The organism is Labilithrix sp. (assembly GCA_019637155.1).
GTDB lineage: Bacteria > Myxococcota_A > Polyangia > Polyangiales > Polyangiaceae > Labilithrix.
In genome coordinates this window covers 69,196-83,116 of the sequence record JAHBWE010000017.1, presented here as the reverse complement: position 1 = coordinate 83,116, position 13,921 = coordinate 69,196, and the positions used below count along the sequence as shown (strand labels likewise).

The window sequence follows — 13,921 nt, the reverse complement described above, 5'->3', positions numbered from 1 at the left end:
GATTACACACAATCGCACTCGAGGCACGAGCCGAGCGAGGTCGTCCCGCACGTCGAGGCGAGGCGGTCGCGCAGGCTCTTCCGCGCGCGGTGGAGGCGCACGGTGACGTTGTTCGTCGTCGTCCCGAGCGCGGCCGCGACGTCGGCGATGGGCTCGTCGCCGAGGTCGACGCGGCGGACCACCTCCGCGTACGCGGGGGCGAGCGTGTCGAGGAGGCCGAGGCTGCACGCGCAGAGCGCGGGGTCCTCCGGCGCGACGTCCTCAGCGGCTTCGAGCAGCGGGCGCTTCTCGTCCCACGCGCGGGCGCGGGCGCGCTCGTCGGCGAGGCGGCGGCGGAGGATGCGGTAGAACCACGCCACCGCGCGCTCTTCGTCGCGGAGCTGCGCGACCTTCGCCGTCGCGGTCAGGAGGGCGTGCTGGAGGACATCCTCCACGTCGGTGCCGGGGCGCACGCGGCGGCGCAGAAACGCGAGGAGCTCCGGGCGTCGTTCGAGGACGCGGTCGAGCGCGGAGACGGCCATGGCGAGAGCATGGATCGGCCGCGCGCGGAGGGGAAGCGGGTCGCGACTACTTGATCGCGTAGTCGATGTTCATGTCCTTGCCGCCGCGCGAGAGCGAGATCGTGAGCTTGTCGGCGGTGCGGAGGCGCGCGTATGCCTCGAGCGCCTTCTCGGGGCTGCCCATGTCGAAGCCGTTGATCGTCTTCAGCGTGTCGCCGTTCTGCATCCCGAGCACGCCGAGGAGGGCGTCGGACTTGATGCCGTTCAGCCGGACGCCGACGACCTTGCCGTTCTCCTGCACCGGCACGACGCGCGCCTGACGCATGAGCTCGGCCTGGTTCTCCAGGATCTTGTCGAGGATGCCGCGATCGATCTGGAACTCGGTCGGGCTCACCTGCTTGATGCCGCTCTTCATGTCGGCGGAGAGCGGCGGCGCTCCTCGGCGGGCGCCGGTGGACGGGGCGGCGGAGGACGACGCCGCGGGCGCGGGGGCCGGCGCGGCGGGGGGCGGCGCCTTCTTGGCGTCGAAGAGCGAGGCCTGGCAGAGCTGGCCGCTGCTCGTGAGCCACACGCGGTCCCAGCCGATGAAGTGCACCGTCTTGCCGCCGACGTCGCTGCCGCGACGCGCGAGCTGCGGCTTGCCGCCTTCGCCCGCGAACGACGCGAACGACCACGCCTCGTCGTCGCTCGCCGCGATCGCCTTCACGACGACGCCTTCGCACGCCGGCGCGCTCCACGGATCGCTCGTGTCGATCGGTCCGGTGGGCTCGCCGTCGCCGCTCTCCTCTACCGGCTTCGTGTCGAGCGGGCCCGCGACGTGATCGAACGCGTTGCGATGGATGATCGGCGAGCCGTCCGTGCTGCGCGCCGACGCGGACCCGGCCGCGCCCGCGCCGCGGAGCGACACGTTGGGGGCGCGCGCGAGGTCCTTCTCGTCGACCGCCATCGTCGCCCCCACGAGCTGGGTCACCGCCTGCGCGTTGAGGAGCGCCGCCGTCGCCAGGAGCGGCAGCGGGACGACCCAGAAGTGCTTGCGGAGGAGCTGTGCGAACGCCATCGACGAGACCGTTGATGCTTTGAGGTCAAAGTACCAACGATCCCATCCCAGCGCGAGCGTCGAGTACGGTCCCGCTCTACGCGTTCTCTGCGTCGCGGATGAGCGGGCCCACCGCGAAGATCTCCTGCAGCGTGCGGAGGAGCGAGCTGTGCGTGAACGCGGTGCCGGAGACGTGTCCGGCGCGGGCGTGCGGCGAGAACACCATCATCCCGATCGGCCACTCGCCGTCCTCGCTCTCGTCCCAGGTGACGAAGACCGCGCCGCCGTCCGCGTACGCCTTCGAGCCGAGGAGCTTCGGCATGAGGCCGCGCAGGAAGTCGTCGCCGTTCTTGACCTGATCGCCGGACTCGCAGTCGTCGTGCATGTTGTGACACCGGTCCGGCGTGACGAACACGAAGCCGGAGACGCGATCGGCGGCGAGGTCGCGCTCGAGCTCGCCGAGCGGGCGGACGTGCTCGATGCAGTTCTTCGAGGCGATGTTGTTGCCGTCGGGTGGCGATGGTTCTCGTCCGGCTCGTGGTTGTTCAAGATGCCGAGGTTCGAGCCCGACTCAATGGTTCTCCATCAAGACGACGAAGGCGGTCTTGATCGCGTGCGTCGCCATGTACTGGACGCCGCCGACGTCGTTCGGATCGCTCGCGGGGCCGCAGGCGAAGCCGAGCGCCGCAGCGGCAAGAGGGAGGCTGGCGATACAGAGTGTGGCGCGCATGCTCGGCATAGGGGAGGTGCTATCCAAGTCGCCGCAGATGGGAAGGCGGGCGTGCCGCGTTCGTGCTCGAGGTACGGCCATTGCTCGCGCCAACGAGGAGTCATGATCGGCCGCCGTGACGCATTGAAGGGGATCGCCGTCGCGGCCGCGCTCGCCGCGTGCGGCACCGAGGACGAGGTCCCGCCGCCGGTCGATCCCGTCTTCGGCCACGGCGTCGCGAGCGGCGATCCGCTCTCGAACGCCGTCATCCTCTGGACGCGCATCTCGTCGACCGCGACCGCGCCCGTCACCGGCCGCTGGCAGATCGCCGAGGACGCCACCTTCGCGCGCGTCGTCGCGAGCGGCACCTTCGAGACGAACGCGGACCGCGACTACACGGTCAAGGTCGACGCGATCGGCCTCGCGCCGGCGACGACCTACTACTACCGCTTCCTCGTCCGCGAGCGCGCCTCGATGACGGGGCGCACGCGGACGGCGCCGATCGACGCGCGGCCGGTGCGCTTCGCGGTCGTGTCGTGCGCGAGCCTCCCGCACGGGTACTTCCACGCCTACCGCGCGCTCGCGCGGCGCCCCGACATCGACGCGGTGCTCCACCTCGGCGACTACCTCTACGAATACGCCGACGGCGCCTACGGCTCGGTCCGCCGCTCCGAGCCGCGCCACGCGCTGCAGACGCTCGCCGATTACCGCGCGCGTTATGCGCAATACCGGCGCGATCGCGACCTCCAGGAGGTGCACCGGCAGCATCCGTTCGTCTGCATTTGGGACGATCACGAGCACATCGACAACGCGTATCGAGACGGGACGACGGGCGACAACCCCGCGCTCGGCGACTGGCCCGCGCGCCGGAGCGCGGCCGCGCGGGCGTATTCGGAGTGGATCCCGATTCGCGATCAGCCGGACGGGCGGATATGGCGATCATTGCGCTACGGGGAGCTGGTCGACCTCGTCCTCCTCGATACCCGAATATGGGGACGCGATATCCAATTGGGGCCGGACGATCCGGGCCTCGCCGACCCCGCGCGCCAGCTCCTCGGCGCCGATCAGGAGGTGTGGCTCGCCGCGGCGCTGCGCACGTCCCGCGCGCGGTGGAAGCTCGTCGCGCAGCAGGTGATGATGACGGCGGTGCCGTCCTGGTTCCGCGACGACGGCTGGGACGACTACCCCGCGGCGCGCTCGCGCTTCTACGACGTGCTCGAGGAGACGCCGGTCCGCGACGTCGTCGTGCTCTCCGGCGACGTGCACTCGTCGTGGGCGAGCGAGCTCTCGCGCGGCCCCGGCGCGCCGCCGCTCGCGGTGGAGCTCATCACGCCGGCGGTGACGTCGCCCGGCGCCTCGCGCCGCTCCGCGCCCGCGCTCCTCGCCGACGCGCCGTGGATCAAATACGTCGAGCTCGTGCGGCGCGGCTTCATGCTCGTCGACGTGACCGCGCGGCGCGTGCACGCCGCCTGGTTCCACGTCGACGACGTCGAGGACGAGCAGGGCGCCGCGACGAGCTTCGCCGCGGGCTACGCGACGTACGCCGGCGATCCGCGCCTCGTGAGCGAGCCGGAGGAGCCGGCGGTGCTCGTCACCGCGCCGCTCGCGCCCGCCTGAGCGTGTATCGTGGCTCGCATGACGGAAGCGGTCCAGCGGCCTCCCGCCGAGGTCACGTACGCCGCCGAGCTCGCGCGGCTCGCGAAGAGCGACGACGCCCCCGCGCCGCCGGGCTGGAGGCTCTCCGCGCGCGCAGTGCGCACGTTCATCCTCGGCGACGAGAAGCGGCAGGTCCGCCGCAAGTTCGTCGGGCAGCCCTCGCTCGTCGACCGCGCGATGGTAGCCCTCGCGACCGGGCGCGGGCTCATGCTGGTAGGAGAGCCCGGGACCGCGAAGTCGCTCCTGAGCGAGCTGCTCGCGGCGGCGGTGAGCGGCGACTCCACGCGCACGATCCAGGGGAGCGCGGCGACGACGGAGGACCAGATCAAGTATTCGTGGAACTACGCGCTGCTCCTCGCGGAGGGCCCCACGCCGCGCGCGCTCGTGCCGGCGCCGCTCTACCGCGCGATGGAAGCGGGCGCGATCGTGCGCTTCGAGGAGGTGACGCGCTGCCCGCTCGAGGTCCAGGACTCGCTCCTCGCCGTGCTCTCGGACCGCGTGCTCGCGGTGCCGGAGCTCACCGGTCCCGACGCGATGCTCTTCGCGAAGGACGGCTTCAACGTGATCGCGACCGCGAACACGCGTGACCTCGGCGTGAACGAGATGAGCGCCGCGCTGAAGCGACGCTTCAACTTCGAGACGGTGTTCCCGATCGCGGACCTCGCGACCGAGATCGCGCTCGTGCGCGCCGAGGCGGCGCGGCTCCTCGCGCGCTCGGGCGTCACCGCGCCGCTGCCGGAGGAGGTGCTCGAGCTCCTCGTGACGACGTTCCGCGAGCTCCGCGCGGGGGAGACGACCGACGGCCAGGCGACCGATCGCCTCTCGACCGCGATGAGCACCGCGGAGGCGGTGAGCGTCGCGCACGCGGTCGGGGTGCGCGGCCACTACCTCGCCGCCGGCGCGCCGACGCCGGGCGATCTCGTCGAGTGCCTCGTCGGCGCGGCGGTGAAGAGCAACAACGACGACCTCGCGCGCCTGCGGCGGTACTTCGAGCAGCGGGTGGGCCGCAAGAACGGCGCGCACTGGAAGGCGTTCTACGAGGCCCGTCACAAGATCCCGGGGTCGTGAGCGCGCCGCTCCACGTCGTCGGCGTCCGCCATCACAGCCCGGCGTGCGCGCGGCTCGTCGCGGAGACGATCGCGGAGGTCGATCCCGACGTCGTCCTCGTCGAAGGTCCCGCTGACTTCAACGACCGCATCGACGAGCTCCGCCTCGCGCACCGCCCGCCGATCGCGCTCTTCAGCTTCGCGCACGGGGACGGGATCCGGCACGCGAGCTGGTCGCCCTTCTGCGCGTACTCGCCGGAGTGGGTCGCGCTCCGGAGCGGCGGCGAGCGGCGCGCGACGTTCTTCATCGACCTCCCCGCTTGGAGCGACGCGTTCGCGGCGGTGGAGAACCGGTACTCCGATCGAACGGCGAAGAGCCTCGACGCGCTCGCGGCGCGGTTCGGGGTGGAGACGACGGACGCGCTGTGGGACCACCTCTTCGAGCAGCCGCTCGCGGCGGGCGCGCTGCGGGAGCGGCTCGGCGCGTACTTCGCGGAGCTCCGCGCGAGCGACGAGCCGGCGAGCGAGAGCGATCTCGCGCGCGAGGCGTACATGGCGCGGTGGATCGCGTGGGCGCGGGCGCGGGCGGAGCGCGCGGTGATGGTGGTGTGCGGCGGCTACCACGCGCCGGCGCTGGAGCGCGTGGGGGGCGACGCGAGCGCGGAGCGGCCCGCGGCGCCGGAGCGCGCGGGGATCGCGCGCGCGGGGACGTACCTCGTGCCGTACTCCTTCCATCGCCTCGACGCGTTCGTCGGCTACGAAGCGGGGATGCCGTCGCCCGCGTTCTACCAGCGCGTGTGGGAGCGCGGCGCGGACGCGGCCGGCGAGGACATGTTGTTCGCGGCGGTCGCGCATCTGCGAAAGCGAAAGCAGCGCGTCTCGCCCGCCGACGCGATCGCGGCGCTCACGCTCGCGCGTGGCCTCCGTACGCTGCGCGGACGCGAGGCGCTCGCGCGCGAGGACGTGCTCGACGGGCTCGCGGCGTCGCTCGTGAAGGACGCGCTCGACGCGCCGCTGCCGTGGAGCAGGCGCGGGACGATCCAGCGAGGGACCGCGCCGCTGCTCGTCGAGATCGTCGCCGCGTTCTCCGGCGACGCGGTGGGCGAGCTCGCGAAGGGCACGCCGCATCCGCCGCTCGTCGCGGACGCGTTCGCCGAGCTCGTGCGCGTCGGCGTCGTGCTCGAGCGCGCGGGGCGCACGCTCGCGGTCGATCTCTCGGCGCCGGAGGAGCGCGAGCGGAGCCGCGTCCTCCATCGCCTTCGTGTGCTCGCGATCCCCGGCGTCGCGCTCGCGCGCAGGCGCTCCGTCCTCGTCGAGGAGTGGAGCGTCGCGCGTTCCCTCGACGCGGAGGCGGCGCTGATCGAGGCCGCGGCGTGGGGAGCGTCGCTCGAGTCGGCGGCGGCGGCGCGGCTCGAAGACCACGCCGCCGGGGCGCGCGGGATGGCGGCGCTCGTGCGCGTGCTCGAGGCCGCGGCGCGGATCGGGATCGACGCGCTCGCGCTCCGCGTCGCGGCGGAGGTCCGCGCCGCGATCGACGTCGAGCGATCGTTCGCCGATCTCGGGGCGGGGCTCGCGGCGCTGGTCGCGCTCCACGCGCACGACGTCCTCTTCGGCGCCGAGGGCGCGCCGCTGATCGGGGCGGCGATCGCGGCGGCGTACGAGCGCGGGCTCTGGCTGTGCGAAGGCGTCGCGGGCGCGGCGGGGGAAGGGGAGATCCGCGCCGTCCTCGCGCTCCGCGACGCGCTCGCGCGGCGCGGCGCCTCGCTCGGTCTCGATCCCGCGCTCGCGGAGGCGGTGATGGCGCGACGCGCGGTGGATCCGGACGCCCCGGCGGCGCTGCGCGGCGCGGCGTTCGGGTTCGGCGCGCGGAGCGAGAGCGTCGTCGCGGCGGTCGGGAGGATGGGGCGGCCGGAGACGCTCGGCGATTTCCTCGCCGGGTTGTTCGCCCTCGCGCGCGAGGAGATGGGGCGATCGGAGGAGCTCCTCCGCGTCGTCGACGACCTCGTCGGGCGGATGGATCGCGCGGACTTCTTGCGCGCGATCCCGTCGCTGCGGATGGCGTTCGAGTGGTTCCCGCCGCGCGAGAAGGAGGCGATCGCGCGCGCGGTGCTCTCGCTCCATTCGCTTCGTTCGCCTCTCTCTCTCTCTCTCGAGACGCCGGCGCGGAGCCTCACGCGGCTCGACGTCTCTGCCGCCGTGGTCGTGCGCGGGCTCGAGGTCGACGCCGCGGTCACCGCGCTCGCGCGGCGCTATGGCCTCGGCGACGGAGCGGAGTCGTGAGCGAGGCGCTCGTACGCTGGCGGCTCATGCTCGGCGCGGCGGCGGGCGACGGGCTCGGCGCGGGCGGCGAGCTCGGCGGCGACGACGCGGCCTGCGACGCCGCGCTCGCGTGGCTCTACGAGCGCGATCGCGATCGGGCGGAGCGGGACGTCCGGAGCCGCGCGGGCGGCGACGGGGCTTCGCAGCTCACGGTGCCGGAGTGGCTCGACGAGGTGCACCGGCTCTTCCCGCGCGAGACGATCGAGCGGCTCGAGCGCGACGCGGTGGAGCGCTACCAGATCCACGAGATCGTCACGAACGCGGAGGTGCTCCAGCGCGTGGAGCCGAGCACGACGCTCTTGAAGGCGGTGCTCCGCACGAAGCACCTGATGAACGCGGAGCTGCTCGGGCTCGCGCGCGACCTCGCGGCGAAGGTCATCGCGCGCCTCATGGAGAAGCTCGCGCGGAAGGTGCGCTCCGCCTTCACCGGGGCGCGCGCGCGCCGGCCTTCCCGCGTCAAGCTCGCGCGCGCGTTCGACGCGAAGCGGACGATCAAGAGCAACCTCCGGCGCTGGGACCGCGCGCGGAGGCGCCTCGGCATCGACGCGCCGCTCTTCCACTCGCACACGCGGCGGAGCTGCGAGAGGTGGCAGGTGATCCTCCTCGTCGACGAGAGCGGCAGCATGCTCGGCTCGGTGATCCACGCCGCCGTCACCGCGGCGTGCCTCTGGGGGCTGCCCGGCGTGAAGACGCACCTCTGCATCTTCGACACGAAGGTCGTCGACCTGACCGAGTCGGTCACCGATCCGGTCGAGGTCCTGATGCGCGTGCAGCTCGGCGGCGGCACGGACATCGGCAAGGCGGTCGCGTACGCCGCGTCGCTCGTGGAGTCGCCGCGGCGCGCGATCGTCGCGGTCGTCAGCGACTTCTACGAAGGTGGAGACGCGGAGGTCCTCGTCGCGCGGGTGCGGGCGCTCGCGGAGCAGGGCGTCACCGTGCTCGGTCTCGCCGCGCTCGACGAGGAGGCGCGGCCTGCCTACGACAAGGACCTCGCGCAGCGCCTCGTGAACGCGGGCGCGCACGTCGGCGCGATGACGCCGGGAGAGCTCGTCGACTTCGTCGCGAGGGCGATCCAACCATGAGCCGCGGCGACCTTCGCGCGCTGACGCCGGAGGCGATCGCGGCGCTCGCGAACCTCGGCCTCGTGAAGCGGGCGCAGCGCGAGATCGAGGCGGGCAAGGGTCCCGTGCTCGCCGAGAGCGGCGGGGCGGTCACCGCGACGTTCGCCGACGGCGTCGTGACGACGCTCCCGCCGGACAAGCCGTTCACTGGCGCAGAGTGCACCTGCGGCGCGAGCGCGGTCTGCCGCCACCGCGTCGCGCTCGCGCTGGCCTACGCCGCGAGCGCGCCGGCGAGCGCGCGCGCGTGGTCACCGGCGTCGTTCGACGACGCCGCGTTCTCGCCGGCCGTTCGCAAGCGCGCGGACACGCTCGCGAAGAAGGGCATCGTCATCGAGCTCGAGCCGAGCGCGGCGCGCCTCCCGACGACGACGGTCCGCTTCCTGGTCCCGGAGCGCCTCGACTACGCGCAATGCGACTGCACCGCCGCGAAGCCATGCGCGCACATGCTCCTCGCGGTGCGCGCCTTCCGCGAAGCCGCACACCTCGGCCGCGAGCCGCCATGCACCATCGACCTCGACGCGCCCCGACCAATGCCGACTTCACGAACCTCGAAACACGGCGCCACTCACGCGGACGCCGCGTCGGGAGACGCGCGGCCGCTTCCGCCCGGCGAGGCGGCGCGGCCGCTTCCGCCCGGCGAGGCGGCGTCGGGGGCGCTTCACGTCGGCGAGGCGCTTGCGTTGGTCGAGCGGGTTCTTGTCGGTGGGGTGGTGGGCGTGCCGGAGGAGGAGGCGTGGTTCGTGCGTGTGAGCGAGGCGCTCGCGCGGGAGCGGCTCGTGTGGCTGCGTGTGATCGTGGAGCGGGTCGCGGCGTTGCTCGCGGCGTACCGCGCCCGGAGCGCGCGGTATCGGACCGGCGATCTCGTCTTCCTCCTCGCGAGCCTCGCGGCGCGGTCGCGCGCGGCGGCGGAGCGAGGCGAGCTCCCGGCGCGGCGCTTGTTCGGGAGCGACGAAGCGGAGGAGACGCCGCTCGATCGCGTGCGGCTCGTCTCGCTCGGCGCGCGCGTCGTCGCGGACGGGGAGCGCCGCGTCGCTTCGGTGTACCTCGCGGAGGCGTCGACCGGCGCGGTCTCCGCGCTCGAGCGAACGTTCGAAGCGCCGCGCGAGGGACCGGCGCTCGCGGGCCCCGCGCTCGCGAGCCGGAGCGTCGCGACGGGCGTGAAGCTCGGCGCGCTCGCGGCGGGCCAGCTCGTCACGCGCGCGGCGACGCGTCACGCGAGCCACGCGCTCACGCTGCGCGAACGACGCGGCGTGCAGTCTTCGGTCGCCCCGTCGACCGGCGATTGGGAGACGCTCCCGTCGTCGTTGCTCGTGCGTGGCCGCGACACGCTGGCGGAGCGCCTCGCTCGGCGACCGCCGCGGCTCTTGCGGCCGCCGGTGCTCGCGGAAGGCCTCGTCGTCCTCGCGGACGTGGAGGTGACCGCGGTCGCGTACCGCCCCGGCGACGAGGAGCTGATCGCGATCGCGAGCGGCATTCCGATCGTGCGCCGTCACTCGCGCGCGGCGCCCGCCGCGCTCGACGTCCTCGCGCGCGCGCTCGAAGCCGGGCCACGCTTCATCGCGGGCGAAGCATCGTTCGGTCCGCACGGACTGATGCTCGATCCGACCGCGGTCGTCACCGATCGCGTCGTCGTACCCGATCTGGAAGAGGCGCCCGCGCTGCTCGAGCGTCTCCCACGCGCGGCGGCGGCGACGCGCACGGAGCTCGAGATCGCGGTGGAGCGCGCAGGCGCGGTGCTCGAGGAGTCGCTCCACGACGGGCTCGCGCATCTCGGACGTGGCTTCGCCGATCGGACGGAGGAGGCCGCGCGCACGGCGGCGGGTCGCGGCCTCGTCGGCCTCGAGCACCGGCTCCTCGCGCTGCGGTCCGCGCTCGCAGACCCCGCCGCCGCCGCGCGCGCATGGCTCGATCTCGCGATCCGGACGGAGCTGACGCGTGAAGCCATCACGGCATAGCCTGGGCGGATGCGGCGCTTCGAGCTGAGCGAGGGCACGTCGAACAAGTTCTGGCAGGTCGCCATCGAAGACGGCAAGACCCTGCACGTCTCGTTCGGCAAGATCGGCACGAAGGGCCAGACGCAGCGAAAGGACTTCGCCGCACCCCCCGCCGCAACCGCGGAGATGGAGAAGCTGATCCGCGAAAAGACGAAGAAGGGCTACAAGGAGGTCGCGCCACCGCCCGCATCACCCGCGCCCGCGCCGTCCGCGCCCGCTCCGCCGCTCGGCGCGCCCCTGTCGTCGAAGGGGGAAGCTGCGGGCGATCGCGTCTTCTGGACTCCCGCGGCGAAGGCGATCCTCGAGAAGCAGCGTGGCGAGGCGGCGAAGGCGATCGTCCCTTCCGCGACCGGGGCGGGGGTCGTCATCGCGGAGCGGGTGCGGGCGGCGATGCCGCTCTGGGAGAAGGCGAAGCTGAAGTGGGAGGCGAGCGAGACGGCCGACGTCCGCGCGAAGCTCGAGGCCGGGTACGCCGAAGAGCCGCTGCCGGCGACGATCGATCCCGACGTCGAAGCGGCGGGCTGCACGCTCGCGGGGTACGACGACGACCATCGCGCGGCGTGGGTCGAACGCTGGCTCGCGCTCGGCGGGCCCGCGGTCGCGCTCGACGTCCTGTCGCGCATGTGGAGCTACTATCGCCACTACGACTCGTCGGGGGCGCGCGACGCGATGCCGACCTGGGTGACGCGCGTGGCGCCGGAGCGGAGCTGGGACTCGAGCGTGTGCGGCGCGAAGACGGACGTCGCGGAGGTGCTCGCGCGTCACTGCCGCGCGCTCGAGCCCGCCGAGCGCGCGGCGATGCGCGCGGCGGCGGTGAAGCTCCGCGCCGGCGCGCCGCTCACGGTGCGGATCGGGCTCGCGACCGCGGTCGACGACGCCGCGCTCGCGAACGAGGACGCGGCGGAGGTGCTCGCGCTCCCGCGCGATCAGGTCGGATACGACGCGAAGGTCCTCTTCCGCCTCGTCGACGATCCGAAGACCCTCGAAGGGCTCGCCGCGCGCTTCGGGCTCGACTGGACCTTCAAGAACGCCCTCGCCGTCGAGCGGATCGGGCTCGCCGCGACGCCGCTCCTCGTGAAGCAGCTCGAAGAGGCCGGGAGCCGCGACGCCGAGGTCGCGGTCGCGACCGTGCTCGCGACGCTCGAGCACGCCGAGACGGCGCGCGTCTTCGGCGGCTGGCTCCACAAGAAGGGCGTCGACGCCGTCGCGCGCGACTTCTTCACGCGCCGCCCCGACCTCGCGCTGCCGGTGCTGAAAGGCATCGTCGCTTCAAGAGGTAAAAACATTATTTTCGCTGAATCGCTTTTGAAGGTCCTCGGCGCCGCGCCCGCCCCGGCGACCGAGGCGATGCCCGCGGCGGACGCGGCCGAGCTCCCGCGCGTGCTGGTCGAGCCGCCGTGGCTCGCGACCCCGCCGAAGCCGCCGCCGATCATCGAGGGCATCACGCTGCCGTTCGGGCCGGAGCGCATCGACGAAGAGATGGCGAAGGCGAGCCGGACGCCCGTCGTCGCCGGCGCGTCGGTGAAGTCGTGGTTCGCCGCCACCGCGAAGCTCGAGCCCAAGAGCGCCGCGATGGACCTCGCCGCGCGCTCGATGCTCGACGGGCTCTCGCGCCGCCACATCGGATCGTGGCTCGAGCTGATGAGCGACGCCGCCGCGCGGCAGGTCGTCATCGACGCGGCGAGCTTCGACGAGATGAGCCTCGCCACGGTGGAGGTCGCCGATCTCCGCTACGCGCTCGCGCGCTTCGGCCTCGACGCGCTCCCGCTCGTCTTGAACGTCGCGAAGGCGAACGGCCCCGGCGCGGCCGAGGCGCTCTCGATGGTCGAGTCCCCTCGCGCCGCCGTCGCCGTCGCCGCCGCGGCCGCGCGCTCGAAGAAGGCGCGCCCGAAGGCGGTCGCGTACTTCGCGAAGTACCCCGCCGCCTCCGCGCACGGCCTCTTGCCCGCTGCGCTCTCGAAGCGGACGCAGAAGACCCACGCGCCCGCGGTGAAGGTGCTCGCCGCCGTCGACGAGGCGGCCGTGCGCGCGGCGGCGGCGAAGGAGCCGCGCGTGCTCGCTGCGCTCGACGCGATCCTCGCCTGGGACGGACCGCCGCCGAAGATCGCGCCGCTCCCCGCCTGGCTCGATCCGAAGGCGCTCCCGCCCGTCGTGCTGCGCGCGGCCTCCCGCCGGCTCCCCGAGACCGCGGTCCGGCACCTCCTCACCCTCCTCGCGCTGAGCGAGCCGCGCGACGCGCATCCGCTCCTCGCCGACGTGATCGCCGCGTGCACCGGCGCGTCGCTCGCGCGCTTCGCGTGGGCGCTCTTCGAGACGTGGCTCACGAACGGCGCCCCGGCGCCGGAGGACTGGATGATGACCGCGCTCGGACACCTCGGCGGCGACGAGGCCGCGCGGCGCCTCACGCCGTTCGTCCGCGCGTGGCCCGGCGAGTCGGCGCACGCGCGCGCGGTGAAGGGGCTCGACGTCCTCGCCGAGATCGGGACCGACGTCGCGCTGATGCACCTCGACGCGATCGCGGAGAAGCTCAAGTTCAAGGGGCTGCAGGAGAAGGCGCGCGAGAAGATCGAGGACATCGCCGACGCGCGCGGCCTCACCCGCGACGAGCTCGCGGACCGCATCGCGCCGGCGCTCGATCTCGATCCCGACGGCTCGCGCGTGCTGTCGTTCGGCGCGCGCAGCTTCCGCGTGGGCTGGGGCGAGGACCTCGTCCCGTTCGTCGTCGACGAGACGAAGAGGAAGAGCGCCGACCTGCCGAAGCCGAAGGCGAGCGACGACAAGGCCGCCGCCGCGGAGGCGACCGCGACGTGGAAGGCGCTCAAGAAGGACGCGAAGGCGGTCGCGAGCAGCCAGATCCTGCGCCTCGAGCGCGCGATGTGCACGGAGCGACGGTGGTCGGGCGCCGACTTCGAGCGCCTCCTCGTCGCGCATCCGCTCGTGTTCCACCTCGTGCGCCGGCTCGTGTGGGCGATCTACGAGGAGGACGCCGTCACGAAGACGTTCCGCGTCGCGGAGGACCGCACGCTCGCCGACGTGAACGACGATCCGTTCTCGCTCGCCGGCGACGCGGTGGTCGGCCTCCCGCACCGGCTCGTCCTCGCCGACGCCGACCTGCGCGCGTGGGGCGAGGTGTTCGGCAACTACGAGATCATCCAGCCGTTCGCGCAGCTCGATCGCGAGGTCTTCGCCGTGACCGAGCCGGAGCGCGCGGCGAAGGAGCTCGCGCGCGTGAAGGGCGTGGAGGTCCCGACCGGGAAGGTGCTCGGGCTCGAGCAACGCGGCTGGAAGAAGGGCGTGCCGCAAGACGCGGGCTGGATCTGGGACGTCGAGAAGGAGCTGCCCCGCGGCCTCCGCGCGACGCTCCCGCTCGAAGGCGACGGCGGGCTCCTCGCCGGCGCGATGGCGGAGTCGCCGCCGGAGCAGAAGCTCGGCGCCGTCGTCGTGCGCGGCCGCGACGGCGTCGTCGCCCTCGGCGACCTCCCGCGCATCGTCTTCAGCGAGCTCGTCCGCGACCTCGAGGGCCTCCGCGCGTAGCGCGCA

At 73.5% G+C, this 13,921-nt stretch carries 10 protein-coding genes; 6 read left to right on the top strand and 4 right to left on the bottom strand.

Annotated features, from left to right (window positions below):
• Nucleotides 1-2 precede the first annotated feature (2 nt).
• The 4 genes from KF837_32445 to KF837_32430 form a co-directional block, all read right to left on the bottom strand.
• Complete coding sequence (locus tag KF837_32445; GenBank protein ID MBX3232082.1) at nt 3-521, bottom strand: sigma-70 family RNA polymerase sigma factor; 519 nt, start codon at nt 519-521, stop codon at nt 3-5.
• A 46-nt stretch (nt 522-567) separates the two neighbouring features.
• Nucleotides 568-1,557 (bottom strand): general secretion pathway protein GspC, encoded by a 990-nt coding sequence (locus tag KF837_32440; protein ID MBX3232081.1) that lies wholly within the window; start codon nt 1,555-1,557, stop codon nt 568-570.
• A 76-nt stretch (nt 1,558-1,633) separates the two neighbouring features.
• Entirely contained in the window at nt 1,634-1,951 is a 318-nt protein-coding gene (locus KF837_32435; protein MBX3232080.1) for a hypothetical protein, read from the bottom strand.
• 156 nt (nt 1,952-2,107) lie between these two features.
• Nucleotides 2,108-2,266, bottom strand: a complete 159-nt coding sequence (locus KF837_32430; GenBank protein ID MBX3232079.1) for a hypothetical protein — start codon at nt 2,264-2,266, stop codon at nt 2,108-2,110.
• A gap of 102 nt (nt 2,267-2,368) precedes the next feature.
• Here KF837_32430 and KF837_32425 point away from each other — a divergent pair, with 102 nt between their 5' ends.
• From KF837_32425 to KF837_32400, 6 genes are read left to right on the top strand one after another with little or no spacing between them, the layout of a single operon-like run.
• Nucleotides 2,369-3,862, top strand: coding sequence for an alkaline phosphatase D family protein (locus KF837_32425; GenBank protein ID MBX3232078.1), 1,494 nt, complete (start codon nt 2,369-2,371; stop codon nt 3,860-3,862).
• Nucleotides 3,863-3,880: 18 nt separating this feature from the next.
• Nucleotides 3,881-4,969 carry an AAA family ATPase gene (locus tag KF837_32420; GenBank protein MBX3232077.1) on the top strand — a complete coding sequence of 363 codons (1,089 nt, stop codon included), beginning with the start codon at nt 3,881-3,883 and terminating at the stop codon, nt 4,967-4,969.
• The gene (locus KF837_32415; GenBank protein ID MBX3232076.1) at nt 4,966-7,227 is read left to right on the top strand and encodes a hypothetical protein; all 2,262 of its coding nucleotides are present in this window, start codon (nt 4,966-4,968) and stop codon (nt 7,225-7,227) included. The genes KF837_32420 and KF837_32415 overlap by 4 nt, the downstream gene beginning before the upstream one ends.
• A gap of 26 nt (nt 7,228-7,253) precedes the next feature.
• Nucleotides 7,254-8,348, top strand: a complete 1,095-nt coding sequence (locus KF837_32410) for a VWA domain-containing protein (protein MBX3232075.1) — start codon at nt 7,254-7,256, stop codon at nt 8,346-8,348.
• On the top strand, nt 8,345-10,342 hold the full coding sequence (locus KF837_32405) for a hypothetical protein (GenBank protein ID MBX3232074.1): 1,998 nt from the start codon (nt 8,345-8,347) through the stop codon (nt 10,340-10,342). The genes KF837_32410 and KF837_32405 overlap by 4 nt, the downstream gene beginning before the upstream one ends.
• Nucleotides 10,343-10,351: 9 nt before the next feature.
• On the top strand, nt 10,352-13,915 hold the full coding sequence (locus KF837_32400; GenBank protein ID MBX3232073.1) for a DUF4132 domain-containing protein: 3,564 nt from the start codon (nt 10,352-10,354) through the stop codon (nt 13,913-13,915).
• The last annotated feature ends 6 nt before the right edge of the window (nt 13,916-13,921 follow it).

Bases quoted from the DNA above. Each gene is read 5' to 3' on its own strand.
- KF837_32445 (MBX3232082.1), bottom strand. From the start codon at position 521: ATGGCCGTCTCCGCGCTCGACCGCGTCCTCGAACGACGCCCGGAGCTC.
- KF837_32440 (MBX3232081.1), bottom strand. From the start codon at position 1,557: ATGGCGTTCGCACAGCTCCTCCGCAAGCACTTCTGGGTCGTCCCGCTG.
- KF837_32425 (MBX3232078.1), top strand. From the start codon at position 2,369: ATGATCGGCCGCCGTGACGCATTGAAGGGGATCGCCGTCGCGGCCGCG.
- KF837_32430 (MBX3232079.1), bottom strand. From the start codon at position 2,266: ATGCGCGCCACACTCTGTATCGCCAGCCTCCCTCTTGCCGCTGCGGCG.
- KF837_32410 (MBX3232075.1), top strand. From the start codon at position 7,254: ATGCTCGGCGCGGCGGCGGGCGACGGGCTCGGCGCGGGCGGCGAGCTC.
- KF837_32400 (MBX3232073.1), top strand. From the start codon at position 10,352: ATGCGGCGCTTCGAGCTGAGCGAGGGCACGTCGAACAAGTTCTGGCAG.
- KF837_32420 (MBX3232077.1), top strand. From the start codon at position 3,881: ATGACGGAAGCGGTCCAGCGGCCTCCCGCCGAGGTCACGTACGCCGCC.
- KF837_32405 (MBX3232074.1), top strand. From the start codon at position 8,345: ATGAGCCGCGGCGACCTTCGCGCGCTGACGCCGGAGGCGATCGCGGCG.